The 26,041-nt window shown below is 66.4% G+C and carries 18 protein-coding genes; 10 read left to right on the top strand and 8 right to left on the bottom strand.

Annotated features, from left to right (window positions below; all coding sequences use genetic code 11):
* Window positions 1-20: 20 nt before the first annotated feature.
* Window positions 21-2,150 (top strand): hypothetical protein, encoded by a 2,130-nt coding sequence (locus ACM2XV_RS00265; RefSeq protein WP_487025576.1) that lies wholly within the window; start codon window positions 21-23, stop codon window positions 2,148-2,150.
* Between the two features lie 2 nt (window positions 2,151-2,152).
* On the opposite strand, the gene ACM2XV_RS00260 is transcribed toward ACM2XV_RS00265, so the two are convergent.
* Both ACM2XV_RS00260 and ACM2XV_RS00255 read right to left on the bottom strand, forming a co-directional pair.
* Window positions 2,153-3,148 carry a DUF4432 family protein gene (locus ACM2XV_RS00260; RefSeq protein ID WP_487025575.1) on the bottom strand — a complete coding sequence of 332 codons (996 nt, stop codon included), beginning with the start codon at window positions 3,146-3,148 and terminating at the stop codon, window positions 2,153-2,155.
* On the bottom strand, window positions 3,145-5,181 hold the full coding sequence (locus ACM2XV_RS00255) for a PfkB family carbohydrate kinase (RefSeq protein ID WP_487025574.1): 2,037 nt from the start codon (window positions 5,179-5,181) through the stop codon (window positions 3,145-3,147). Before ACM2XV_RS00255 ends, ACM2XV_RS00260 begins: the two co-directional genes overlap by 4 nt.
* 62 nt (window positions 5,182-5,243) lie before the next feature.
* Here ACM2XV_RS00255 and ACM2XV_RS00250 point away from each other — a divergent pair, with 62 nt between their 5' ends.
* The 3 genes from ACM2XV_RS00250 to ACM2XV_RS00240 all read left to right on the top strand — a co-directional run bounded on the left by ACM2XV_RS00250 (window position 5,244) and on the right by ACM2XV_RS00240 (window position 8,357).
* A complete protein-coding gene (locus ACM2XV_RS00250) occupies window positions 5,244-6,086 on the top strand; it encodes a class I fructose-bisphosphate aldolase (protein ID WP_487025573.1) in 843 nt (280 codons plus the stop codon).
* The gene (locus tag ACM2XV_RS00245; protein ID WP_487025572.1) at window positions 6,083-7,237 is read left to right on the top strand and encodes a Gfo/Idh/MocA family protein; all 1,155 of its coding nucleotides are present in this window, start codon (window positions 6,083-6,085) and stop codon (window positions 7,235-7,237) included. The genes ACM2XV_RS00250 and ACM2XV_RS00245 overlap by 4 nt, the downstream gene beginning before the upstream one ends.
* 115 nt (window positions 7,238-7,352) lie before the next feature.
* Window positions 7,353-8,357 carry a LacI family DNA-binding transcriptional regulator gene (locus ACM2XV_RS00240; protein ID WP_487025571.1) on the top strand — a complete coding sequence of 335 codons (1,005 nt, stop codon included), beginning with the start codon at window positions 7,353-7,355 and terminating at the stop codon, window positions 8,355-8,357.
* Between the two features lie 15 nt (window positions 8,358-8,372).
* Here ACM2XV_RS00240 and ACM2XV_RS00235 read toward each other — a convergent pair whose 3' ends face one another.
* The 3 genes from ACM2XV_RS00235 to ACM2XV_RS00225 all read right to left on the bottom strand — a co-directional run bounded on the left by ACM2XV_RS00235 (window position 8,373) and on the right by ACM2XV_RS00225 (window position 11,609).
* Window positions 8,373-9,317 (bottom strand): carbohydrate ABC transporter permease, encoded by a 945-nt coding sequence (locus tag ACM2XV_RS00235; RefSeq protein WP_487025570.1) that lies wholly within the window; start codon window positions 9,315-9,317, stop codon window positions 8,373-8,375.
* Window positions 9,314-10,213 (bottom strand): carbohydrate ABC transporter permease, encoded by a 900-nt coding sequence (locus tag ACM2XV_RS00230; protein ID WP_487025569.1) that lies wholly within the window; start codon window positions 10,211-10,213, stop codon window positions 9,314-9,316. The genes ACM2XV_RS00235 and ACM2XV_RS00230 overlap by 4 nt, the downstream gene beginning before the upstream one ends.
* A gap of 61 nt (window positions 10,214-10,274) precedes the next feature.
* Window positions 10,275-11,609, bottom strand: a complete 1,335-nt coding sequence (locus tag ACM2XV_RS00225; protein ID WP_487025568.1) for an ABC transporter substrate-binding protein — start codon at window positions 11,607-11,609, stop codon at window positions 10,275-10,277.
* 217 nt (window positions 11,610-11,826) lie between these two features.
* On the opposite strand from ACM2XV_RS00225, the gene ACM2XV_RS00220 reads away from it, so the two are divergent.
* Window positions 11,827-12,891 carry a glycoside hydrolase family 130 protein gene (locus tag ACM2XV_RS00220; protein WP_487025567.1) on the top strand — a complete coding sequence of 355 codons (1,065 nt, stop codon included), beginning with the start codon at window positions 11,827-11,829 and terminating at the stop codon, window positions 12,889-12,891.
* On the top strand, window positions 12,888-14,867 hold the full coding sequence (locus ACM2XV_RS00215; RefSeq protein ID WP_487025566.1) for a glycosyl hydrolase 2 galactose-binding domain-containing protein: 1,980 nt from the start codon (window positions 12,888-12,890) through the stop codon (window positions 14,865-14,867). Before ACM2XV_RS00220 ends, ACM2XV_RS00215 begins: the two co-directional genes overlap by 4 nt.
* 6 nt (window positions 14,868-14,873) lie before the next feature.
* On the opposite strand, the gene ACM2XV_RS00210 is transcribed toward ACM2XV_RS00215, so the two are convergent.
* Window positions 14,874-18,473: a dockerin type I repeat-containing protein gene (locus ACM2XV_RS00210; protein ID WP_487025565.1), complete on the bottom strand. Its 3,600-nt coding sequence runs from the start codon at window positions 18,471-18,473 to the stop codon at window positions 14,874-14,876.
* Between the two features lie 292 nt (window positions 18,474-18,765).
* On the opposite strand from ACM2XV_RS00210, the gene ACM2XV_RS00205 reads away from it, so the two are divergent.
* Complete coding sequence (locus ACM2XV_RS00205; protein ID WP_487025564.1) at window positions 18,766-21,606, top strand: FAD-binding and (Fe-S)-binding domain-containing protein; 2,841 nt, start codon at window positions 18,766-18,768, stop codon at window positions 21,604-21,606.
* Window positions 21,607-21,918: 312 nt separating this feature from the next.
* On the opposite strand, the gene ACM2XV_RS00200 is transcribed toward ACM2XV_RS00205, so the two are convergent.
* Together ACM2XV_RS00200 and ACM2XV_RS00195 are read right to left on the bottom strand one after the other, a co-directional pair.
* Window positions 21,919-22,350, bottom strand: a complete 432-nt coding sequence (locus ACM2XV_RS00200) for a hypothetical protein (RefSeq protein WP_487025563.1) — start codon at window positions 22,348-22,350, stop codon at window positions 21,919-21,921.
* 749 nt (window positions 22,351-23,099) lie between these two features.
* Window positions 23,100-23,723 (bottom strand): helix-turn-helix domain-containing protein, encoded by a 624-nt coding sequence (locus ACM2XV_RS00195; protein WP_487025562.1) that lies wholly within the window; start codon window positions 23,721-23,723, stop codon window positions 23,100-23,102.
* Window positions 23,724-23,829: 106 nt separating this feature from the next.
* Between ACM2XV_RS00195 and ACM2XV_RS00190 the strand changes: the two genes are divergently transcribed.
* The 3 genes from ACM2XV_RS00190 (at window position 23,830) to ACM2XV_RS00180 (ending at window position 26,034) form a co-directional block, all read left to right on the top strand.
* On the top strand, window positions 23,830-23,967 hold the full coding sequence (locus tag ACM2XV_RS00190) for a hypothetical protein (RefSeq protein ID WP_487025561.1): 138 nt from the start codon (window positions 23,830-23,832) through the stop codon (window positions 23,965-23,967).
* Window positions 23,968-24,262: 295 nt separating this feature from the next.
* Complete coding sequence (locus ACM2XV_RS00185) at window positions 24,263-24,928, top strand: RNA polymerase sigma factor (protein WP_487025560.1); 666 nt, start codon at window positions 24,263-24,265, stop codon at window positions 24,926-24,928.
* Window positions 24,925-26,034: an RAD23 family protein gene (locus ACM2XV_RS00180; RefSeq protein WP_487025559.1), complete on the top strand. Its 1,110-nt coding sequence runs from the start codon at window positions 24,925-24,927 to the stop codon at window positions 26,032-26,034. Before ACM2XV_RS00185 ends, ACM2XV_RS00180 begins: the two co-directional genes overlap by 4 nt.
* Window positions 26,035-26,041 lie beyond the last annotated feature (7 nt).

Below are 26,041 nucleotides of genomic sequence, written 5' to 3'. Positions count from 1 at the left end.
TCACCTCAGCGGAGACTCTCATGCACATCACGTCATCGACCGGCGATTTCCGGGTCGCCCTCTCCCCCAACGCCGAAGAGACGACGATCTCTGTCGACGTCAAGTCGACCGATGGCGAATGGTCGTCGGCGACCGTGCCTTCGCCGCTCCTCTCTGGAGAGGCCTTCGCGCTGACGACCCATTCGCACACCGTCGCGGGTGCGACGGCGAATCTGAGCGGGGTCGGTACGAACCGCCCCTTCGTCTGGCGCCTTGTCGTGGAGGCTACCGCCGGGTGGTTGGCGTTCGAGCTGTCCATCGAATCCGACGGTTTCGATATCGGACATAGTGCGCCGCAGCCGGGCATCCAGCTCGATCTAGGGGTCCTCCCGCCCTACGAGCGTGGAAATCACTTCTGGTTCACGACGAATGTCTCCGGGCCATCGACCTGGAACCGGAGCGCGGCGGGGAACGACTTTCCCGCCGCGTACTACTTCGACCCGTACCGCCGCTGCGAGCTCGAGCTGTTCGTCGACCTCGGCGTATCCACCTGGTTCGCGGAGGACTCCGCACTCCGCCTCTACGAGTACACGTGCGGCGTCGTCCGGTCGTTCCGCCCGAGTCCATCTGCGGAGTTCGGCTTTATCGGCACGGCGCCGGCGCGGCTGCGAAGCTTCCCGGCAGGACGCCAGGTGCTCCGCTGGTACGTCGCCGCCCGCCGGCGTGACGACCTCGCGGGCGTCTCCCCCACCGAGCAGGACGCCCTTCGGCAGTTGGTTTCGGACTGTCTGCGGCTGGTGGATACCCCGACCGATGAGTGGCAGGGCTCTCCGCGCGCTTGGGCGGATGCCGCAGCGAGCGCGGCCGGCGAGCTCATGAGCAACGGTCTCGCGTGGCGCAGCGATGATCTCGGCGACTACCTGCTCGCGTACGTCGACGCACGCTCCGATGCCTGGTCCGCCGCGTTCGCCGCCAAGGGCGAGACCTGGAACGGCGATGGGCCGTGCCTCGACGCCGCCCTCTGGCTGCTCCGGCCGCTGCAGCGCCTTCGCGCGAGTTCTGCGGGGCCAAGGTTCGCCGCGCTTACCGATAGGCTCGACGACTTCGCCGCGCGGGAGGCCGCCGATCCACGATCCCGCATCCTCTCCGGCCTCCACGATGCGCAGACAGAGATGGGCACGTGGCAGTACGTCTATCTGCTCGCCGACACGTGGTACCTCTACGGAGAATCGGAGCTCCGCGAGCGGATCCTCACCGAGATCGAGGCCGTGCTCATCCCCTTGGCACACCGCGTCGGATACAACTTCCCGCTCTCATTCGACAAGAGGGCACTCCTCAAGCTCGGACCGGGAGGCAACGCCGGATCCGCCGGGACATACGCAATGCTCATGACGAGCCTCGCAGCATCCGAGCATGATCCCGAGCGTTACAGCCAGGAGGCTAGGCGTGCGCTGCGCGCCTTGGCCAATCTGCACATCGACGACGTTCCGCAGGAGGCGGTTCTCGCGGCGCACGCGATGGTAGCCGCGGACGAGTTCGCGCGCCGAGAGCCCGCCGGCGAGTGGGTCGAGCTGCGCGAGTATTTCCTGGCGCAGACCCTCCGCGCCATGTATTGGTATGACGACCCGCTTCCGGTCCACGTGGAGCGCGGCGCTCGGATCGGCATGTTCCAGGCATGCACGGGCATCGTCTATCCTGCGTTCTTCGAGGATGTCGAGGTAGCGGTGCGCCTGGCGAGCGTCGTGGACCGCGAGCGCGACCCGCGCGGTCTTCTACGCGTACTCGACCGCGCACGCCGCGTGAATGTCGGATTCCTGCCCGCGTTCGGGTCAGAACCGGACGCATTTGCCCTGCCTCACATTCCGTTTGAGGAAATCCCAATGCTGGACGGCACACGCTCGGGCGGTTCCATCGGGCAGGAGATCTACGGAGCGGGCTGGCTGTATTGGGCGCACCTTCTCTGGGATGCGCTTGCCGTGTCCGACAACCCGCAGGTCATGGTGTTGAACGCAGATCCGGATCCCGGTCGGGCCGGGGCACCCGGCCGGTTCGTCGCCTACAACGGCACCGATGTGCCGCAGCACGCGACGATCCTCTTCACCGGCGCAGGGACGACCGTCGACGTCCAGCTCGCTTCGGGCGCCTGGGAATGGCTGTCCGTCCCGGTCTGATCTCAGGCCGCGTCGCGCACGGCGATGACCAGCTCATATGCACGGTCATCGCCGGGCGCGAGAGCGTCATCCGGTGGTGCTACGTCCACGCCGAACATCGGGTGTGACGACGGTTCGATACCTAACGCCCACCGGCCCCGTGTGGGGAGGATCCACTGGTGGAGGTACGGGAGTGTGTCCGCGCGCCACGTCACCTCAACCTCGAACCGGCCTCCGCTGACGGTGCAGGTGCTCCATCCGTCGGGCGATTGGGCCGGCTCGTCGTGCAGTACGACCGCCTCGGTGACGACGGAGGTCGGGTTGGGCATCCGGCTCCACTCGGGCGCCTCGGCGACCGGCTCGCGGAAGAGGTGCCGCCGCGCTTCCACGGCCACGCGGGTCCTCGGGAGGACCGCAGGAGCCCCGAGATTCACGTGGTACAGGATCCGGACGGGCACCGGGACGGATCCCGTGTTGACCGCACGATCCGCAATACGCAGGAATGCCGCACCGTTGTCACGCAACCCGCTCGTGATCGTCCGTTCCAACCGAACGGATGGGCCGAACACGGACGCCGCGTCAATGTCCGCTCTCAGCCGAACAAGAGATCGGCCTCGCGCTGGCTCGACCTGGACGTTTGACGCCGGTCGGTGCCCGATATCGCCGTGCAGGGGGTGGGTATCTTCTGCACCTCCGATGTGGAGGAGACCGCACGTGGCCACGAGGCCGCCCGTGAAACGGTCGATCCAGGCGTTGCCCGTGGGCCGGTCGAGCGGTCTCGCATCGGCGACGGGAGAGACCCACCCGAGTGGGAGGCCGGCGAACTCCGTTCGCCCGATGTCGAACCCGCGCGCGGGGAGTACGTCGAAGCGGAGCCCGCCGGCTACGGCCGCGTCGAGCACCCGGGCCTGGTCGGCCGAGCCCGGGAGGCCGAGGCGCTCGACGACGTTCGCCACGGCTGTGTCGTGGGCGAGGAGCCCCTGCTCTCGGAGCTCGGCCGGCGACGGTGTGCCGCTCATTTCGGTGGCCTCGCCACCAGCACCTTGCCCGCGCCGTGGAGGCACGGGCGCCGTACGCCGGCAGGGACCAGAACGGTGTCACCGGAGCGCAGCGGGAGGTCGGCGTTGCCGAACGAGACGAGTGTCACCGCGCCGGCCGTGATGACGAGCACGGCGAAGCCCTCACCCAGATCCACTTGGCCGTGCACATCCTGAGCGTCAAGCCGGAAGTAGGCGTCGGCGCCGCTCGGCAGTCCGGTGGCCGTGTCGCTGGCTCGTCGGACCAAGTGCGCCAGTTCTGGCGCGGCCAGGGCGCTCCGATCGACTGCGTTCAGGGCTCGATCGAAGCCCACGCCGAGGTGTCCGTCCCGCTCGCCGTCGATCGCGAAGCCCTGCCATTCGAGGAGGATCGAGAGGTCCTCGGGCTCTTGCACCTCGACGAGCAGGATGCCCTCTCCGATCGCATGGACGAGTCGGGGCGGCACGAAGACCCGATCGCCTGCGGCGACGTCGACGGTGTGCATCATCCCGAGCAGCGTGCTGGTGTCCTGGGAAGCGACCAACTCCCCCAGTCGCTCGCGGTCCACATCCTCGGTGAACCCGAGGTATATGCTGCCGCCCTCCAAGATGTGCCATGCCTCGGCCTTGCCGTGGGCGGCGTCGACCGCATGTTGCGCGAACTCGGCATCGGGGTGTACGTGTGCCGGGAGCCGTTGGCCGGCATCGAGGAGTTTCACGAGGAGCTTGGGGTCGGCGCCAAATCGGTCCACATGGCCGTAGCCGAGCCACTCGCGCGGGGCGGACCGGATTGCTTCGTCCAGTGACCGGCCGTTTGCGAGCACGGTACGCCCATGCTGCTCCTGCCCACGGACAGCCACGGTGGACGCGACCCAATCCTCGGACGTGTATTCAGGCGCATCCGGCATCCCGCGGAAGGCGGCGATCTTCGCCCCTCCCCGGTAGAAGCGCGCCGGCGGGCGGTTGGTTTCGAGAACCCAGGGCCGGTGGGCGTCCGCGTCGAAAACCGTCTCGGCGGCGGGTATCGCTGAGATATGAGCTGCAGAGCTCGACGCCGCCGTTTGGAGCGCCGCCGCCGGGCCCGCACCCATGGAGACGGTGTACAGGAAGCCGGCGGTTGAGGCGTCGCCTGCGCCGTTGGTCGTCCGGAGCGACGCCAGCGGGGTGATCGGCCCGCGCAGCGCGGTCTCCGCCCACTGATCGGCGAGCGGAGCAAGCGCGCGCCCGGCGTCGCGGAGCCGCTCGGTGCCGGAGGTGCGCAGGGCGACGCCGAGCGATCCGCACGAGACTGCAACGACGCCGACCCCCCACGAGATGAGTTCGTCGGCGAGTTGTTCGGCCACGTCGAGATCGTTAGCGCGCGGAAGGCCGTACGCGGATGTGAGGTCATCGAGGCTCGGCGTGAGGATGTCGATTCCGGGGGCGACTGAACGCAGCAGCGCGCGCCAGTTCACGGAGCCGGCAGCCGAAGCGCGGTCGACGACGGCGAGGTCGACGGACGTCGTCACGTCGGCCGCCTTCGCCGCCCCTAGCAGCGCCGAGAGCGCGGTGCCGCCGTCTGAAATCAGCCGAGGGAGCAGGGAAGGGTACCCGACGTGCAAAAGATCAAGGTCGTCAAGGACGATGTCTGATCCGCTCACAGCGGCGTTGGCACCGGGGTGATGCCAGAAGACCCGGTCGACGTCGGGCTGCTCGATGACGAGTGAGTACGAAGTCGCGAACGGAGCAACCCGCACGCGCGCGTCGATGAGGTCGGAGTCGGCCAGCTCGCGGCGCACGACGGCGCCGAGATCATCGTCGCCGACGGTCGCGTAGACCACGACCGGGTGGCCGAGGCGGGTCATTGCCCGTGCCGTGTTCGCCACGCACCCACCCACCCCGATTGAGAGCGGACCGACGTCGACGAGGCCTCCCGGCTCGACCACGGCGGGTCCCGATAGACCAGGACTCAGGTCCACACAGATATGTCCTGCGATCGCAACCCTGCGCACGCGGACTCCTTTCACGACAAGATAGACAACGTTGTTTCTGCGCATTACTCTGTCACATGTCGTGAGCCTCGGGAAAGCCCCGGGCAGGTGATGAAGGAGTTTTCGCAGTGACGCCCTACCGTTTGAACCGCTTGTTCAACCCCGTCTCCGGGCGCGCGCTCGACGTCGCCGTCGACCATGGCTTTTTTGGGGAGGCGAGCTTCATTGACGGCATCGAGAGCATGTCGCACGTCATCAACGTCTTGGTCGGAGCTGCGCCGGACGCGATCCAGCTAACTTTGGGTCAGGCGCGCAAACTGCAGGCGCGCCCGGGCAAGGACAAGCCGTCGCTGGTGATGCGGACAGATGTCGCCAACGTCTACGGCAATCCCCTGGACACGCACATCTTCAGCCATCACGTGCCGAATGCGATCGAGGAGGCCGTTCGCCTCGACGCCGTGGCCGTCTGCGTGAATCTCATGCAGCTGCCGGGTCACCCGGAGATCCGGGAGGCCAACATCCGCTCGATCATGGCTCTGCGCGAGGAGGCCACCCGCTATGGGATGCCGCTGATGATCGAGCCCCTCGTCATGCAGGACAACTCGCACGCAGGCGGGTATTCGGTCGACGGCGACATCGACAAGATCGTCACGCTGGTCCGCCAGGCCGTCGAGCTCGGGGCGGACCTGATCAAGGCCGATCCCGCGGATGATCTGTCCGTGTACTCTCGCGTGATCGAAGTCGCCGACGGCATCCCGGTATTGGTCCGCGGCGGTGGCCGCGTCGACGACCGCACTCTGCTCGAGCGCACCGCACGCGTCCTTGATGCCGGCGCGTCGGGCATCGTGTATGGACGGAATATCGTCCAGCACCCGAACCCGGCCGGCATCACCGCCGCGCTCATGCGGATCCTCCACGAGGGCGCCTCGGTCGACTCCGCTCTCGCGACGCTCGGGGAGGTCGTCCGATGACCGCGCAGAACGTGGGGATCGGAATCATCGGGGGCGGCCTGATGGGGCGCGAGATCGCCGCGGCCATCCAGCGCTGGCCGGCACTCGTGGACCATCCCGTGCGCCCGCGCCTGACGGCCGTGTGCGACATCAATCCCGCCGCGCTGTCCTGGTTCGATCAGATCGACACCGTCACCCAGACAACGACCGACTACGCCGAGCTGCTCGCGAACCCCGACGTGGACGTGGTCTACGTGGCCGTGCGCCACGATCTGCACGAGCAGATCTACACGGATGTCATCCGCGCGGGAAAGGATCTGCTCGCGGAGAAGCCGTTCGGAATCGACACGGAGGCGTCCGATGCGATACTCCGCGCATTGGCCGAGCACCCCGAGAGCTTCGTCCGATGCTCGAGTGAGATGCCGTTCTTCCCCGGCGCGCAGCGCGCGATCGACTATGTGCGCTCCGGCGCAGCCGGCCCGATCATCGAGGTCAGGAGCGCCTTCCTGCACTCCAGCGATCTCGACGAGAGCAAACCGATCAACTGGAAGCGGCAGGCGAAGTACTGCGGCGAAGCGGGCGTCATGAACGATCTTGGCATGCACGCGTGGCATGTCCCGCTGCGGCTGGGTTGGGAGCCTGAGTCGCTGACGGCCGTACTCCAGAACCTCGTTCCGCAGAGGCCTGGCCCCACGGGCGAACTGGAGGAGTGCGATACGTGGGAGAACGCGACAGTGTGGGGGTGGGTCGACGATGTCAACGGCCGTTTCCCGCTCACGGTCGAGACCAAGCGGATCGCACCGGGCAACAAGAATACGTGGGTGTTCGAGGTGATCGGGAAGACCGGCGGTGTCCGTTTCGCGACCTCCAACCCGAAGCGCGTCGAGGTGCTGAGCGTCGCCGACGTGCCAGGCGTGGGGCGTGAACAGGGCTGGACAGCCGTCGAAGCCGGGAGCCAATCGGTGTGGCCAACCGTCACTGGCGGCATCTTCGAGACCGGATTCTCCGACGCCATCTTGCAGATGTGGGCGGTCTACCTGGCAGAGCGCTCCGGCGAGCTGGGTGACCGCTTCGGTGCCGCAACTCCACAGGAGGCGGCACGCACCCACCGCCTGTACGACGCCGCACTAGCGGCAGCAGATAGCGGGCGGTGGGCATCGGTGATCCGATAACCGCATGACAACAACAGAGCGTACCGGGCAAACTGCGGGTACGCCCATAGAATCGGAGTGCGCGGCCCACACCGGCCGCGCACTTCCGACATTACAGAGGACGGATGGGGACGGAATGAGCCGGCCGCCGACGATGAACGATGTCGCTCAAGAGGCCGGCGTCGCGCTCAAGACGGTCTCACGGTACGTCAACGGCGAGAAGAACATTAACCCGGAGCTCGCCAAGCGCATTCGGGATGCGATTGCGCTCCTCGGCTACCGGAGAAACCTCGCCGCTGCGAGTATCCGTCCCGGCCGGTCAAGTCGGATGATAGGCCTGGTTATCAGCGACCTCGCCAATCCCTACTATTCGACCATCGCCCGCGCTATTGAGACGAAGGCGGCGGCCGCGGGTTACCTACTTATTACCGCGAGCTCGGAGGAGAGCGCGGAGAACCACGACCGCCTCATCGACCGGTTCATCGGGCAGCAGGTCGATGGGCTCATCGTCGTCCCACCTGCACAGCCAGGTCGGTCGTGGGCGGATGTCACTCCGCCGGTCCCCCCGCTCGTGGTCATTGACCGTCCTGCCGACGCCGCTTGGAGCGATACGATTCTGGCCGACAACGCCGGCGGTGCTCACGCTGCAACGGCTGCGCTCACCGCAGCGGGCGCTCGGCGGATTGCGTTCGTCGGCGACACGCTCGCGCTGTACACGATGTCGGAGCGTCTCCGCGGCTATCGTCTGGCGCTTGAGGACGCAGGGATTGCGTTCGAGGAAGACCTGGTCGTAACTGGCGCGCACAGCGCGGACGAGGCGGCGGGCATCGTCTCACACTTGCTGCGCGAGCAGCGGCCGGACGCGATCTTCGCGGCCAATAACCGGGCGAGCATCGGATCGGTCCTTGCGTTTCGAGAAGCAGGTACAGCGCTTCCGCTGATCGGCTTCGATGATTTCGAGTCGGCACGCCTCGGTACCCCCGCCGTGTCCGTCGCGACACCGCGAATCGAGGAAATGGGCCGCCTCGCGGCCGAGCGCCTTCTCGCGCGCATCGACGGCGACACAAGCCCCTCCACGACGACAGTTTTGCCCGTCGAGCTCATCTTGCGCGGTTCCGAACGGGAGGCGGCGGCGCGCTGACGCCGCCGCCTCCCGTCAGCCCTTGACGGCGCCCCCGAGCACGCCGCTGACGAGGTAGCGCTGCAGGAAGATGTACGCGGCCACGAGCGGGCCGGCGACGATCATCGTTGCCGCCGCGAGGAGTCCCCAGTGGCTGGTGTACTGGCCTTGGAACGCGTATAGACCCAGAGTGACCGGTGCCTTATCCGGATCCGGGAGCAGCACCGTCGCGAGGATGATCTCGTTCCACACGCTAATCGCCTGCAGGATAAACACCGTCACGAGCGCGGGACGCGCCATTGGGATGACAAAGGTCGTCAAGTAGCGGAGGTATCCGACGCCATCGAGGGCTGCCGCCTCATCGATCTCGACTGGGATCGACTTGGCGTAGCCCCGCAGCAGGATCGGACCGATGCCCACGGCTACGGACATGATGAGTACGTATCCGATCCGCGTGTCGTAGAGCCCAGTCCGCAGTAGAAGCTGGAACTGGGTGATGATCGCGTTCGGAAGGAACAGGATGAGCACCAGCATCACGTTCCATATGCTGGGCCGCTTCAGATAGCCACGAGCCAGCGGGAACCCAATGAAGAGCGAGACGACGGTGCCGATCACTGCGGCGCCGCCGGCGTAGATCACGCTGTTGATCATGTAGGCACCGAAGTTGCCCTGATTCCACGCGTCGGGGAAGTTCACCCAGTTCGGCACAGTGACGAGCCCGTTCGGGTTAGCGAAGAACTGGGCGTCGTCCTTGAGCGCGGTGTTCAGGAGGTAGAGCAGAGGAAGGAGATAGAGGCTCGCGACAAGGAGTGCGAGAAAGTAATTGATCGCGCGGCCTGCGGCCGGTCTGCGAGTTCGACGGACGGCCTGACGCGGGCCGCCGGCGATGCCTCGGGTGCGTCGTACGGTCCGACGCCGAGCGGAGGCAACGCCGCGCTCGGCAGCCCGCGTCCGAGTCTCTTGGGTGCGGACAGCAGTCACAGCCGGTTCTCCCTTCTGCGGAGGTACCACATGACCGCGAGGGAGATGATTCCTACGATCACGAACTGGACGACGGAGATGGCCGCTGCGTAGCCCTGACTGCCGCTGACGCCACCACCGAAGCCCTGGGCAAAGATAGCGAGCGACAGCAGCTGCGTGGCCGGGTTGCTCGGCCCGGTCAGCACGTACGCGAGCTGGTAGCTCTGCAACGCTCCGATGATCGACAGCAGCACGTTCGCGGTGACGGACGGCGCGAGCAGCGGGAAGGTGACGTGCCGGAGCTTCTGCCAAGGAGTCGCACCGTCGATACTCGCCACCTCGTACAGGTCAGCGGGGATCGCCTGGAGGCCGGCGAGATAGATCACCATCGCCACGCCGATGCCCGACCAGATCTGTACAGCGATGACAAGGGTCAGCGCCAGACGGGGGTCTCCGAAGAAGGCCGACGAGGACCCGAAGAACTTCCAGACGGAGGCCGCAGGGCCACCACTCGGGTTAAAGACGAGGGACCAGATCAGCCCGATGACGGTGACACCGAGCACGGTCGGCATGAACACGAGCGCACGGTAGAACGTGGTGCCACGCAGACGCTGGTTGAAGAGCAGAGCGAACGCCAGCGCGAGCACGTTGATGATGACTGTGGTCGAGAGCGCATAGACGAGGGTGTTCCCGAGCGCGTTGAGGTTATAACCGAGATGCGCCGCCGAGAAGAAGGTGATGTAGTTCTGAATCCCGACCCAGTTGATGGGAAAGTTCGGAAGGCCGCTGATGTCGGTGAAGCTGATGACGATGACCGCGATCGCGGGGACGAAGGCGAAGACGATGATGAGCGCCTGCGCCGTACCGAAGGTCGTCAGCAGCGAGCCTCGTCGGCCAAAGGGGTAGGAGTTGGACATTAATCCTCGAATCATGTGGTCCGTCCGGGAGCGATGCTCCCGGACGGACACGTGGGGAAACCTAGAACGCGGCTGACCAGTCTTTCTGCGCTGCGGCAGCTGCCTTGTCTGGTGTATCGGTTCCGAGAGGAGCGACGCCGACGTAGTTGAATGGGAACTTCGCCGCAGGTCCTGCGTTGGCGTTGGCCGTCCAGATGTTGTCCCAGGCGAGGCTGAACGACTTCGTGTAGTCCTTGATCGAGTCGAGGAATGGTGTTGAGGCGATGCCCGGCTGCGCAGGAGCGAATCCTGCGTCTGCGATGAAGAGCTTGTAGTTCTCCGGCTGCGAGAAGAAGTCGAGATAGGCCAGCGCGGCCGTCTTGTTCTTCGACGCGGTAGTCGCCGACAACCGGATCTCGACCTTGCCACCCAAGGTCGCGTTGTCCCCTACGTTATCGCTAGTCGGGATCGGGAAGTACCCGTACGAGAACTTGCCGGCGACCGCAGCGTCGATCGTCGTCTGGTTCCACGTGCCGTCCGGCGTCATGGCGACCGATCCGTTGGCGAATAGGCTCGGGACGTCGCTGTAGGCGACGCCGGCGAAGTTCTGCTCGGCGTATCCGTACATCGTGTCGACCTTGTTGAGGATGTCCACGAGTTTGGGATCGGTGAGCTTCGCCTTCTGCTTCCACAGCTGCTCGGCGAGGTCAGCTTTGTCGGACTGGGTGGGGTAGGCGCCTTGCACGGCGGCGAGCATCGTGAGACCCGCCGGCCAGCTGTCCTTGCCGCCGATCCCGAGCGGGGTCACCCCTGCGCCCTTCAGCTTGTCGCAGAGGGCGACGAATTCCGACCAGGTGGTGGGAACCTTCAGACCGTTCTTCTCGAAGATGTCCTTGTTGTAGAACACGCCGGTGTAGTAGCTGAGCCCGGTCGGTACGCTGTAGTCCTTGCCCTTGTACTTCAGGGCATCGATCACGGTCGGTGTCCAGTTCTTCATGAAGCTCTCGTGCGATAGGTCGACGAACGTGCCAGCGTCAGCCGCCTTGGCGTCGAACGACTCCGAGCCGGCCGGTACGTAGGACGGGATTGCGATGGGGCTGGCTACGAGGACGTCGACGTTCCCCGCTGACAGGCGGGAGGACTCGACGGATGCCCAGTTGTTCGTGGGGACCGTGGTGAAGACGATCTTGGCGTCGGGGTACTTCTTCTGGAATGCGGCGTTGACGGCCTTGAAACCCGCATCAGACCCGGCGGCGCTGGGGACCAGGACGTTGAGGGTGCCGCTCACTTTCCCGCTCGAGTCGCTGCTCGAGGACGTCGTGCCCGAGCAGGCCGTCAGAGCGACGAGTGCTCCGGTGATGGCCACGGCTAGGGCGCCGCGCGCCACCGCCCGCCGTGTCGGCATGATTGCCTTCATGATGCAACTCCTTTGTCACGTCCCGCTCGAAGCCTCCCGAGCGGTGGGGTCGGGTTCCGTATCGGGGAATACCGGAACAACGTTGTTTCACCATATCTTGCCGCGTAGGAGATACTAGTGTCAAGCTTCTGGACAACGTTGTTCGAAGCCCGTAAGGTTCCCCCTGTCCTCGCTTATCGGTCCGGCCGAAGCGACTCAACCCGACTGGAGAATGTCCATGGAACGACTGTCATCGGAAGGCCTGCGCGCGAGCTACGAGACGGCCCTGGAGCATTCTGACCCGCTCACCGATCGCATCTCGACCGACCAGTTCTCCCGGCGTTATCCGCAGCGCCCCAACTGGACGATTGGACCGTTCGCGCGCGACGAGTCGCTGACGTTCCGCCCGCAGGGCCAGTGGCCGGACCCAACGGGTATCGACTGGACGTCGAGCTCCGTCTTCAACCCGTCGCTGATCGTGGATGGCGACGCGCTGCACATGTTCTATCGGGCATCTCCACGTAAGGAGTCGACGGCCAGCAGGATCGGCCTGGCCACTTACACCGCGCAGCACGGCTGGAGCGACTCCCAAGCCAATCCGATCGTCTACCCGACAGTGGACGACGAACTGCTCAGCTGCGAAGACCCCAAGGTCTACCGCACCGACGACGGGTATGTGCTCTTCTACAACGGGATCTGGCAGGCGGCCGGCAGCGAGGAAGCGGAGCGCTATCCGTCCCCCGGCTATCCGATCGCCTCCCTCGGGTGCGATGTGAAGGTAGCGACCTCGACTGACCTGGTGCACTGGGAGAAGCGCGGGCTCGCCGTGCCCTACGAGGTGTCTCGGCTCTGGGCCAAGGGCGCTGTCATCCCGCGAGACTTGAGCGGCCGCGCGGTCCGCGTGGGCGGGCAGTACCTCATGTACCTGTCGGAGGGTTGTGGCGGGAGCCCGTACATCGGCCGATCGGACGACCTCGTGAACTGGTCGTTCACGCAGCAGCCCTACCTTGATCTGACGTCGCTCGGCGGATCGCTGCTGGAGGTGTCCTGCGCCGTGACGGGGCACGACGACTCCGGCAGCATCGTCCTCGACTTCTTCTACCGCGACTCGTCCGGCGAGTTCGCGGCGGCCCAGGCCCTGTACAGCGTCGACGACCCGTTCCGGCAGGTGGCGGTGAACCGCGGCGGGTCCCTCTCGTGGGGTGGCTTGGTTCGCTACGACGGCGACGTCCTGTTCGCGCAGGGCTGGGACGCACCCTCCGGGACGCATGAGATGTACGTCTATCGCGAGGTCACGGCGTGACGGCGGATTCCGCGGATACGGTCGATCTTTCCGGGGAGTGGATCCTGCGCGGATGGCGTCAGAACGACTGGCTGCTCGGCCTCACGCCCGAGCGGGCCAAAGTGTCCACCGCCGACATCGGCCCGATCCCGACCCCGGTCCCCGGCTCCGTCCGCGGCGCACTCGTGCGTGCCGGTGTCGTCCAGAGTCCCTATCGCGGAACGGATTCGCGAGCCTCCGAGTGGATCGAGAACCGCCACTGGACGTTCGAGCGAGCGATCCCCTCCGCGTCGCTAACGGATCGTGTCGCCGTCGCCGATGAGCGGGTCGTGCTCGAGGCCGACATGCTGGACGGCGAAGGCGTTATCCTCATCGGCGAGACCGTCGTCGGAGAGTTCGCGAACGCGTTCGTGCGCCAGCGCTTCGACATCACCGACAGCCTCGGTCGCGGCGACGACTTGCTCACGATCGTGTTCACCCGGGTTCCGGACGCCCTCGGCCAGAACGGCTGGACCTCCCGCATCCGGGACTGGAAGCCGCGCTTCTCATTCGGGTGGGACTGGACGCCGCGGACAGTGCAGATCGGCGTCGCCGAGGGCATCCGGCTCCGGGTGGGACCGGACTGGAGCATCGACGATGCCCTCGTGCGCAGCGTCGTGGATCGCACGGGTGACGGAGTGGTGGAGGTGGATCTGCATCGCTGCGGGCTCCCCGCCGACGGGGCCGTCGAGGTCTCGGTGATCGACGGTTCCGGAACAGTCGTCGCGTCGGAGTCGGGCGCGGTGGGCGAGCTGCGCACCCTGTCCGTCCCCCGGCCGCGGCTGTGGCACGTCCACCCGACCGCCGAGCAGGCCCTCTACACCGTCCGCGTCGACGTCCGGGCCGACGGCCGGTCGCGGACGACGACCCGTCAGGTGGGCTTCCGGACCCTGGAGTGGCGACGGAATCCCGGCGCCGTCCCCGACGCAGATCCCTGGCTGTGCGTCGTCAACGACCGGGAGATCTTCCTGGCGGGCGTCAACTGGGTCCCGCTGCGCGCGGACCACGCGGATGTGAGCGACGCCGAGGTCCGTGCCCGGGTCCAGACGTACCGTGAGCTCGGGTTCAACCTGATCCGCGTGTGGGGCGGCGCACGGGCTGAACGTCCGGCGTTCTACGACGAGTGCGACCGGCTCGGCGTGCTCGTGTGGCAGGACCTCCCGCTCAGCTCGTCCGGGCTCGACAACGAGCCTCCGTCCGACGCGTCGATCGTGGACGAGTTCCGCCGGATCGCCGCCGACTACGTCACGAGGCTCGGGCATCACCCTGCGCTCGCGTTGTGGTGCGGCGGCAACGAGCTCACCCGGGTGACGGCGCCCGCCGTCCCCGGCCCACCTTTGACGATCGAGCACCCCATGCTTCGTGCGGCCGGCGATGTGTGCGCCGATCTCGCTCCCGGAGCCCGGTATGTGGCGACGACGCCGTCCGGCCCGCGCTTCGAGGCCTCCGCCGCCGAGTTCGGCCGGGGCCTCCACCACGACGTTCACGGCCCGTGGGAGTTCAGCGGCGACGAAGACCAGTGGGCGGCCTACTGGGCGGCCGACGACGCGCTCTTCCGGTCGGAGGTGGGAGTGGCCGGAGCGAGCGGCGCAGACCTGCTCGAGGCCTTCGGACTGCTGCCCGACGGCCTCGAGGACAACCGGGTCCGGGCACTCTGGACGCACTCGTCCGGCTGGTGGCTCGCGGGCTTCGACGCCCGCGATCGCGACGTGCCCGTAGAGCAATGGTTGGACACCAGCGCCCAGCGTCAAGCCCGAATGCTCAGCGTCGCATTTGAGTGTGCGCTCCGACGTTTCCCCGCTACGGGCGGGTTCATGCTGTGGATGGGTCACGACACGTTCCCCTGCGCTGTGAGCCTGGCTGTCGTCGACTTCTGCGGGCGTCCGAAGCCGGCTGCACTGGCCCTCCTGAGCCTGCTCGATCAGTGCGGCGCGAACCTGTCGTCCGCGCCGCACTGATCGGGCTTACTTCGCTGCGAAGACCGCGACGGGTGTGCTCACCGCGTGGCCCGGGGTCCGGCAGCGTTCGCTCGCGGTCACAGCGACGCTCAGCTCGTGCCCTGCGTCCTTCTGTTGAACGGTGTACGTCCGCCCGCGAGCGCCCGGGATCTCCTGTCCGTCGCGGAGCCACCGGTACGAGAAGCTCGCGCCCGCCGGCGTCCAGCTGCCGGGATCGGCGGTGAGGACCGAACGCGGCGCCGCCGTGCCGCCGATCGTCGGTGCGACTGTCGGGATCGGCGACATCCTGGCGGCGATCTGCTCAGGCGTCCCGGTCGTCAGGGTGCCCTCCGAGGCATCCCTCAGGACCGTCACCTTCCGCCCGTCGAGGAGCGCGTAAGTCGCCGTCGTCTGTACGGGATAGAGGATCAGCGCGTCGAGTCCCGCATCGGCTTCCTGCGGGACGGTCACCGTGACAGTGGTTGCGCCGGCCGCCAGCGACGTCCGCCCGAGGTTCACGATCGACACCGTCCCCGCGCCGGACGGCACCGTCGTCGTCGAGCGGAACGCGCCGCCGACGCCGATCGCGGCGGTTGCGGCCTTCGACTGGCCCACCTCGCTCAGGAATACCGAGTACTCGCCTGCCGAGGCCACATCGACCGAGAAAGTGCGGCTGGAGCCGGCCTCGGCGAGCGCGTAGGCCGAGCCGGAGAGGCTCGTCGAGCCGTAGCGGACTTCTGGTGTGCCGAGCCGGAACAGGTTCGCCAGCGTGACGGTCGAGTATCCCTCGTAGGCGTTCGGATTCGTCGATGTGCTCGAGAACTCGACACGAACGGAGACGGTTCCCGCGGGAACAGTCGCCACCGGTGTGGTGTTCACCGACCCGCTGCCCGAGTACCAGGTTCGTGCGTTGTAGCTGAATCCGCTGTCGTCGGCCAGGAGCGTCTGAGCCCCGGACGCGTCGACGGCGAGCACGCGCGCGCGCAGCGCGGTTTGGAACTGCACCAGTGCGGCGAAGTTGAGTCGGAGGGCGTCCCCGACCTGGGGTTGTCCTGCGCCGCCCACGGGCACGTCGACGCTCAGGGACCCGCCGTCGAAGATGCGGACGTTGTTGTAGCCGACGCCCTTCACGAAGATCGCGTGCGTGCCCTGCCACTGTCCGTACACGGGCTGCTGCTGGGTCAGCGGCAGCCCGTCCGCGTAGATCGCCTTCTCGTCGGTGCCGGAGGTGGCGCTCTGACTCAGGAGCGCCTGCGCCGGATCGTTCAGCTGACCACCGGGCAGGGTGAGCGCCGCGTCGGCAGGCCGGCCCTGGCGGTACAGATCCTCGAACTGCACGGTCTGCGTGATGCGGTCCGCTGTCTTGGTCGAGGTCATCAGCGCTTCGGCCTCCGGCACCCGCTTGATCCGCAGAATGGCCCTGAGCGCTTCATCGACCGACTCCGCACCGCTGTTGTCATTGAGGCCGTCGACGGTGATGCCGTCGAACGCGAGGCCGAGCGTCTGGTCGAACATCGGGACGCCGAGCGCGTTCTGCCCCATCCACCAGCTGGCGGCGATCCCCGCCAGCTGGGCGTACTTCTTCTGGCCGGTCACCGAGTACAGAGTGAGGTAGTTCTCGACGTAGGACGCCGTCGCGTAGTTGATCGCCGGAAGCCCCGACTTGTTCGGACTCACCGAGAACGAGCGCCCCGAGATGAGGAGGTCGGAGAGGTAGCTGTCCGCCTCGAGCTCGGCCTTCTTCACCAGGGATTTGTCGCCGGAGAGCTGACCCGCGAGCGCGAGCGCCTTCACCTGGATGCTGCCCCATTCGTCCCACTGTCCACCAGTGTTCGTCACCGCGCCGAGGGGATACGTCGTGAAGTCGCCGGATTGGAAGGTGCCGATGCCCGTGCCCAGCTGGCGCGCGAGTGCCACGGCCTGCGCCTTGGCCGCGCCGGTGAGGCTCGGGGCGTGCGCGGCGAGCGCCGACACCGCGATGGACGACAGCCACACATCGCCGCCGAGCAGGGCCGGCGCCGACGAGCTCTTCGCCCCGGCGATCGGTGCGACGACCTGTCCCAGCCGCTTCAGGCTCAGCGAGAGGTGGGAGGTCAGCTGGGCCGTGAGCGTCGCGTCGCCCTTCTGGATGAGCGGAAGGGCTGTCGCCATTGCCTCATAGCCTCGGGCCGCCCAGTAGCTGAAGCTGGTCGACGACGATTGGCTGTCGCGCTTGTAGATGACGCCTGCGGGGTCGCGGTCGACGAAGTTGTCGAAGTCGCCGTTCGGGGCCTGCATCCACATGACGAAGGCCAGAGCGAGCTTCAGCTGCGCGTAGCTGTGCGCGTCCCGGTAGGTGCGGTAGTGCTCGGCCCAGACGATGGCCGCCCGTGCGACGTCGTCGAGTGCGGCGATGCCCTCCTGCGGATCCGAGATCCAGGTGTAGCCGCGACTGAGATCGGCCGGGTCGACCGGCGCGGAGTAGAGGTGCACGATCAGCATTGGGGTGCCGTCGACGGTGACATGCTCGCTGAGGAAGTCGAGATGCGCCAGGTTCGCGTACACCTCGCTGCGGTCGCCGAGGATGAAGCGGGTGAAGTACGAGACGTCGGCGAGGGTCACCTGCCCGTCGCCGTCGTAGTCGAGCCCGGGGTCGGTGGTTCCGGCCCTGACATGGGCGGCCAGCCACGTGGCATCCGCCGCGTTCACCACGCCGTCGCCGTTCAGATCATCGTTCCCGGGGGCGCGGGTCGCCGTGGCCTGTACGGCGGCGAGGCGCAGCGGCGTGTCGCCCGTGTTCGTCAGGGCTACGGTCACCGCCGTTGCGCCGAGCAGTACGACGCCGGCGCCGAGCGCACTGCTGGTCAGCGTCTGCCACGTTCCGCGGGAGGTCGACGACGGCAGGACAACGGATGCGATCGCCGTGTCCCCGGAGCTCACGGATGCCACCGGACGTGCTGCCGTGTCGTCGGGCGAGACGAACGCGCGGAACGACAGGGTGGGGGCGTCTCCGGGAAGCGGGCTGCTCGCGCCGGCTCCGACGGGCAGCGACTGGCTGATGCCCGCACCGGGTGCCAGCAGGACGCTGCGCAGGGACGTCGCGCCGCTGCCGGACCAGTTGCCGCTTCCGGTCGCCGCGGAGAAGTCGCCGTTCGGCACCGCGTAGTCGACGCGCTCACCGGCGCCGCGGATCCCCCACGCGTGCACGGCATGGAACTCGATGGGCGCGGCGGTGTCGTTGTGCAGTTCGAGATAGAGCGCGCCGGCTCCCGCGCCAATGGCCCCACCGTTCGAGACGAAGTTCGTCTCGGCAGTGACGCGGGCACCGCGGGCGAGACCCGTCAGGTCGCTCCGCTCGGCGAGGATTGAACTGCCGTCGGTGAGGCGCACGAGGACATCGGATTCCGTGGTCAGGCCTGAATCGAGGGTTACGTCGACGGAGGCGTGCACTACATCGCCGCTCTGCGGCGCGCTTCCGGGGCCGACGGGGATGCCCTCCCAGAGCACGCCGCCAGGAGCGATAAGGACCGAGTTCTCGGCGGTGACGGTCCCTGTCGCCGACCAGGGGTCGCCGAAGTCAGCGCCGGCGAGAGGGTAGGTGACTGCAGCGCCGGCGGCGGTGGTCGCCGCCGCCGGCGCTGCAGTCACCGGCGAGACGCTGAGCGTACCAAGAATGACACCGAGGATCATCGCCCCCGCCAACCCCGCCCGCATCGGGCCTTTCCCTGCTTCGGCCCACGTGGGTCGCACCATCGTAACCATCCTCATCGATCGTTAACGCCATCCGTCCGGACTCCGCAGCAGGATAAAACAACGTTGTTCGGCCGCGCAAGAGCACCCTTCGCCCCACCCCTTGGGATTCCTGGCCATTTGTGCAACAGTTGACCCACCAGATTAAACAACGTTGTCTCTCGTGTCTCACTCAGGATTAGGCGGCTGAATGCCCTCGCGTATTACTTCTGTCCTGCCCGAAGCGGCTCTGCCTCCGGGCATCTCGGTCCTGGACCGTTCGATCGACCGGTTCTCCCGTGCCCACGACGCCTCGCATTACCTCCTCGTCCCCTCAGTCGTCGTTCAGCCAGCGTCGGCCGAGGAAGTTGGCCAGGTTTTCCGCGTGTGCTCCGATCAGCAGATCCCGATCACCCTCCGCTCAGGCGGCACGAGCCTGAGCGGACAGGCCGTGAGCGACTCGGTACTCCTGGACACGCGCCAGCGCTTCCAGAAGATGTCCGTATCCCCCGACGGAACATCGGTGACCGTCCAACCCGGCCTGACCATCCGTCAGGTCAACGCTCGATTGGCCCGCTTTCGCCGCCGCCTCGGCCCAGACCCAGCGAGCGAGATTGCGTGCACGGTCGGCGGTGTGATCGCGAACAACTCCAGCGGTATGGCGTGCGGCACCGAGCAAAACACCTACCGGACCTTGCGCTCGCTGGTCGTCACCCTGGCCGACGGGACCACGATCGACACGGGCAGTTCGGACGCTGACGACATGCTCCTTAAGCGCGAGCCCGGGCTCTACCTCGGGCTCCGGGAACTGCGCGATTCGATCCTGCGCCGGCCTGACCTGGTGACGGAGATCAAACATCAGTACTCCATGAAGAACACTATGGGCTACGGGCTCAACTCGCTCCTCGATTTCGACAGGCCGATCGACATCCTGACGCACCTTCTCATCGGCAGCGAAGGAACGCTCGGGTTCGTTTCCGAGGCCACCTTCGAGACCGTCCCGATCTCACCGTCGATCGCAACCGGCCTCCTCGTCTTCCCCGATCTGCGGTCGGCCGCCGCCGCCCTCCCCCACCTCGTCGCGGCGGGCCTTGCAACTATCGAGCTCATGGACGCCACCTCTCTTCGCGTGGCGCAGTCTCTCAGCGATGTGCCGGCTGAAATCTCGACCATCCAGATCGTCGACCAGGCCGCCCTCCTCATCGAGCACCACGCCGCGGACGAGGCAGACTTGAATCGCAAGACAGCCGTGTTGGGGGAACTCCTACAGAGCCTTGAGATTGCCGCGCCGTTCGAGTTCGTCACCGACACGGCCGCCCGGGCATCACTCTGGCACGTCAGGAAGGGGCTATACACAGCGGTCGCGGGAGCACGCCCGTCCGGCACCACGGCGCTGCTTGAGGACGTGGCGGTTCCGGTTGAGCGGCTGCTCTTCACGTGTGAACGGCTGAATGTCCTGTTCGCGGCGCACGGCTACACGGACACGGTGATCTTCGGGCATGCGAAAGACGGCAACATCCACTTCATGATCGGCGAACGCTTCGACGACCCCGACTGCGTCGCACGCTACGAGCGCTTCACGGCCGACCTGGTCGACCTCGTCCTGGAGCAGAAAGGAACGCTCAAGGCCGAGCACGGAACCGGACGCATCATGGCGCCGTTCGTCCGCCGGCAGTTCGGCGAGGAGCTTTACGAGGTTATGTGGCGAATCAAGCGCTTGTTCGACCCGCATGGCATCCTCAATCCGGGCGTGCTGCTGTCGGACGACCCGTCCTCCTACCTCCAAAACCTCAAGTCGAGCGCCTCGGTCGAGCCGGAGGTCGACCGCTGTGTCGAGTGCGGATACTGCGAGCCGGCCTGCCCGAGCAAGAATCTCACGCTGACTCCGCGCCAACGCATCGTCCTCCGACGCGAGATGCGCGCGGCCGAAGAGCGCGGCGACACCGACTTGCTGCGAGAGCTGGCGGCCGACTACGACTACGACGGCGTGCAGACCTGCGCGGTCGACGGCATGTGCTCCGTCGCGTGCCCGGTCGACATCAACACCGGCGACCTCGTCCGCCGGCTCCGCGAAGAGACCGCCAACCGGTTCGCCGGTGCGGCATGGGGGTTCGCTGCCACACACTGGGGAGCCGTTTCGCGGGCCGGTGGTCTCGCTCTGAGCACTGCCGACCACCTGCCGCCCGCACTGGTGACAAGTGCGACCGACCTCGGACGAGCTGTTCTTGGCGCCGACCAGGTGCCACAGTACTCCGACGACCTGCCGCGTGGCGGGCGTGCGAGAAAGCCCGGCCAGCGCGTTCAAGGGCCCCAGGCGGTCTTCTTCGCAGCGTGTATCGGCACGATGTTCGGTCCGGGGGGCGACGGCGTCGGCAGCAGCGAGGCATTTAGGCTGCTGGCTCACCGAGCAGGCGTCACAATTGTGGAGCCCGAGGGGATAGCCGACATGTGCTGCGGGACGCCCTGGAAGTCGAAGGGGCACACGGCAGGTTATGTAACGATGTCCGACCGCGTGTTGCCGTCCCTTCTGGCAGCGAGCGACGGCGGCAGGCTGCCGATCGTGTGCGACGCCGCCTCCTGCACGGAAGGCCTCGAGACCATGGCGGAGCGTGCGCTCGCCGCTGGACCGGAGTATGCGTCTCTACGTTTCATTGACTCGGTGGAGTTCACGAACAGAACTCTCCTGCTGAAACTGTCCGTGAAAGCACCACTGGCTTCCGTCGCTCTGCATCGCACGTGTTCGACCACGACGCTTGACGTGAGCGACCACCTCGTGGGTATCGCCCAGGCAATCAGCGAGGAAGTCTATGAACCCGTCGACTGGGGATGCTGCGCCTTTGCTGGCGACCGAGGGATGCTCCACCCTGAGCTGACATCCTCAGCGACTGAGCGTGAGGCGGCTGAGATCGGCGCGCGCGAGTTTGAGGCCTATGCATCCGCAAACAGGACATGCGAATTGGGCATGTCGCGGGCGACAGGCCGCACCTACGTGCACATTCTCGAGTTGCTCGAGCAGGCGACGAGGGCGGGCGGTGACCAATCTGCGATTTGACGCCTCGGCACGCCCCCTGTCCAACGGCCGCGGCGCTGGCGCGCACGGTAACGAGCGCCAGCTTCCCGGTCGAGACCGCCGGAAGGGCCCGACCTATGCATTATCGGAGCGGTGATACGCGATGAACCGACTCAGTGACCTAGACGTGTCCAGTTGACTTGCGATTCACCTCGCCCGCAACTCAGGCATCCGAATGGCATCTCGTGCGCTACTCCAGCCGACTGGAGCTAACCGCCCTGGTGGTCGTAGTCCTCGCGCATCGACTGGGCGGGTGCCTTGAGGTGATCAGCTGATGCCCCCCGATCTCTGCTATCAGGTGGCGCCAAGTCGAGCGGAGTCGGGCGCGGCATTGATCATCAGCGAGCGCGACCTCAATGCTTTTCCTTGGGTTGAACGACCACATCGGTTGGGCTCCCCGGCGAGGCACACTCGGGCCAGTATCGCCCGCCGGACACGGTCACGCATTCGATCGACTGCTTCGGCCGCCGCGATGCCGAATGCATCGTGTTCGGTGACCGTTGAGATCCCGAGGATCCGCTTTCTCAAACTCCCTCGCTGAGGTTGCCGCCGTGCACGAGTGACGAGCGGAGCGAGTAGAACGCGTTGACGTTCTCGAAGATGCTCGTCGCCAAGTCCGCCGCTGTTTCGAGTAGCCGCCGCACGGCCCCGATAGCGGCCAGTGAGTTCTGAGGTGCCGTCCTCTTCATCGATGAGGATCGCCTCCAGAGCGGTGGCAAAATCCACGATCGTGGCGAGTCTATCGGAGTCGTACGAGCGTGTGAAACTTTGGACAGCTACGAGGCAGCAGCCCTGTTCCTCGCTTGATTTGGAGGGCGCTCCGGATGCGCGGAGGCTGGGCAGGGCACAGCTGATACGCCCGAACCCATCCACACGTTCCTGCCGATAAGCCGAGAATTGAAGAGCCGCACAAGTCGGGCGCTCGTCGGTCGGCAAGACAACGAAAAAGCCCCCGCTGCAACGGGGGCTGATTCTGAGTCGAACCGAGAGGCTGACTGCGTGAGACGGAGATGACGTCTCGAGACTTAGTTGTCCTCGGACTGCATGTTACCCCGGGAACCTGCCTAACGGCTAGAACTCCGGCTCCTTCCCACCAGCGGCTAAATCCCGCCTGGGATTGGAGGTGAGTGACTTGGCTGACAACCAACCAAGACCCTCACGAGGGACAGATGGTCACCTGTGTCGTCGCGATCGCGGGAGCGGTAACGGCGGTCTGCAGGGTCATCATCGCCCTCCACGGCTAACCGCCTAACGAGGCCCGTCGACCAACTGGTCGGCGGGCCTCCGTGCGTCCGCTTCCTGATGCCGCATGGGATCTGGCCCGGAACTCCCCCGCTGAGAAGTATTCAATTCAAGTCTGGCCCGCGAAAAGTTGCGGAATCAAGGCCGCGGGAAGGCTCTTGCGTCCCGGAACGAGCAGCGCCTTCTTGGCCAGGCGGTCGGAAGCTACTTCTGGAAACCCACAAACCGCAGGGCTACGCCGGGGAATCCTGCGAATCTGACTTGCGCTCGACCTGGCCTCCACCATCTGTGAGCACGCCGGCACTGGAAAGCAATCGGTCCAGACGAATCGCTTCGGCTGCAAGTGACTCTATTCGCGCCTCGAGCGCATCGATATCGGCCATGAGATCTGCGTCGCGAGAGTCGGCGGACACGTTCTTGACGATATGGAGCCGCTCGAGCTCGCGCCGTAGAACTCCGAGCTCGCGAAGCGTGTTCAATAGTTCGATGTCTGCTCGTTCCGCAGCAAGTGCGGGGCGGTAGTAGCTGGCCGGTGTCGCGGAGAGCCACGAGTCAAACTCCGCGGCGGTCATTTCGGTGAAATCCGCGCTGAGGTTCGGGAGGTCCAGCGCTGCGTCCGGTCTGGCGATCGGAGCCAGCAGAAGGCTGGGCGGGACGCCGAGGGCGCGGGCAATGTTCAGCAACTGGCTGACGCTGATATCTGCCTTCCTGCCTGACTCGATGTTCTCGAGGATCGCCGCCGTAATCCTTCCGTTCGGAATCGCGTCTGCGAGTTCGCGCGTCGTCCGGTAGCCGCGTTCGCGGCGGGCCAGCTTAATGCGCGCCCCAATGGTTGCTTCGGCTCGGAAATCGGTCATTTCGACAGGCTAATGCGGAATGGGTTGTCAAAAATGAGATTTAGCAATACTGTCACTTCGACAACTCGATCACTCAATGGCTGTCAAATAGGAGAGGAGCCCTCGCATGATCGCAAGCGACCGCGCGAATCACGTCCGCGAACTCGGAGAGGACGAGATCGCGGAGACGGATGAACCTCTTGGCGGCAGCTACATCGTTCCGATCGATCCGATGGAAGGTCTCGGCTGTGACTCGTGCGAATGAACTCCCGACCGACACGGGCGTGGCATCCCTCGTCTACCCCCGCACGGGGGTTACTTTTCGAATCGTGAAGAGGCGGATTCTGGTCCTCTTTGTTACGCCGCTCCACTCCCCGGCCGAGCCAGAGCGGCGGTGAGTCGACGTGACTGAGACTCAACTGACACAGGGTCGCAGTCACCTCCTCGCCCCAGCTTCTCGACGGTCTGTGCCGTCGCGCGCGCCGGCGTCCCGCGCGGATGTCCGCGCTACCGCGCTACCAGACGCGCAGCTCAACGAACTGCTTCGTGAGGTCGACAGCATGCGCCCATTCGTCTGCTATCGGCTTCGCGGGCGCCCGAACGACATTGACATCGTGCTGCAGCACGTGCGCGAAGTGGTCTGGCACCGCGCCCACCGCTACGACGCCCGCCGGGGCACGCCGAATGCTTTCGTGTTCGGCATCACCCGCAACGTTGTCCGAAGCACGCTCGGCAGGCCAGCTCAGACATCGGACGGTCTGCCAGATGAGATCGAGTCCGATTTGCTCGATCCGCTTACAGCGCTGGTGAGCCGGTTCGATTCCTATCGGTGGATGACGCTCGTGGCCGACTTCGTCGGCGAAGCCGATTGGACGCTGATCGCCGAACTCGCCCTCTCTGACGGCGCCGCCCAAGAGCTCCTCGCGGGCCGGAGCCTGACCTCACGTGCGCTGCGAACCGTTCGCGACCGCGTGAGCGACACCGCCTACACCGTGCGGGCCGCGCTCGTTGCGGTCGATGCCGAGGTCCCACTCACCGGATCGGTGCTCATTAGCTGCATCCCCGAGCACGGCGGGCTGCGCGCCGTCGCCGCAATGATCGGCACGGAACCCACACTGATCGCCGAAAAGCTCCATGTCCACGAGGGCACGGCTCGGGCGCGCATCGCCGCCGCGAAGCGGCTCCTCACGATCGCCGACGCAATCCTCCGTCAGGACGCCGCATGAGTCCGGTCGCCGCGGTCATCGCCGCACAGGCGGCCAAGCGTCCGAAGACGACGCGCAACCTGCTGATCGTTGCCGCGGTCGCGGTCTTAATCGTTCCCGCGTCACTCGTCGCGCTTCCCGCCTCGATAGTGCTGGCCATGGGCAACGGAAGCGGCTCACAGGCATCCCTCGGCGCATGCGTCGGCGACGCACCCAGCACGCCGTCCACGCAGACCGTCGACGGGTACGGGCCCGCTCAGCTGACGATCGCTGCGACGATCGTCTCGGTCGGGCAGCAACTGAACGTGCCGCCACAGGGGCAGGTGATCGCACTCATGGTGGCCATGGGCGAGTCCGGGCTGCGGAACCTCAACCACGGCGACGCCGTCGACAACACGACGATCGGCGTCTTCCAGCAGGGCGTCAGCTACGGCGCACAGGCCCAGCGCATGGACCCCGCGCAGGCATCCCGCGCGTTCTATGAGCGGATGCTTCGCGTGCCGAACTGGCAGACGACGGCGCCGACGCTCGTCGCCCAGAAGGTGCAGGTGAACCGGGACCCGAACCACTACACGAAGTACCTCGCGCCGGCCCGCGCTGTGCTCGCGGCGCTCACCGGCTCGGCCTCGGCCCCCTGCCAGACGCCTGCCGACGCGAAGGCGGCCGCCGCGCTGCTCGTCACGGCGATCCACGACGGCAAGCTGAACTTCCTCGACCCGCGCTACGAGCAGCAGGTCATCGACATGGCCAACGACACCGCGAAGCCGCAGTGCCGCATCGACGCGCACGTGCTGCAACTCATCGGCGTCGCGGTGCAGTCCTTCCAGCAGGTCGGCGTCAGCGATCTGAACCGTCGCTGCACGGGCGAGACGCCGGGTGCCGGTACCGAGTCGCAGCACTGGAAGGGCAAGGCCGTCGATTTCTACGCCCTCAACCGGCGCGATCTGACTGGCGCCAACGACCTGTCGATCCAGCTGATCCACACGCTGGATCCCTACGCCCCGCATGGCTCGGAGCTCGGCCAGAAGACCTGCCGACTCGACGCCGGTGACGAGGTCTCGGGCCTCGTCAACTTCACTGGTGACTTCGCTGACACGTGCAATCACCTGCACGTCCAAGTGCCCTGACCAATGA

The sequence above is a fragment of the Gryllotalpicola sp. CP2-P1 genome (assembly GCF_057512245.1).
The sequence above is the reverse complement of the archived record's forward strand: the minus strand, read 5'-3'. Positions and strand labels throughout refer to the sequence as shown.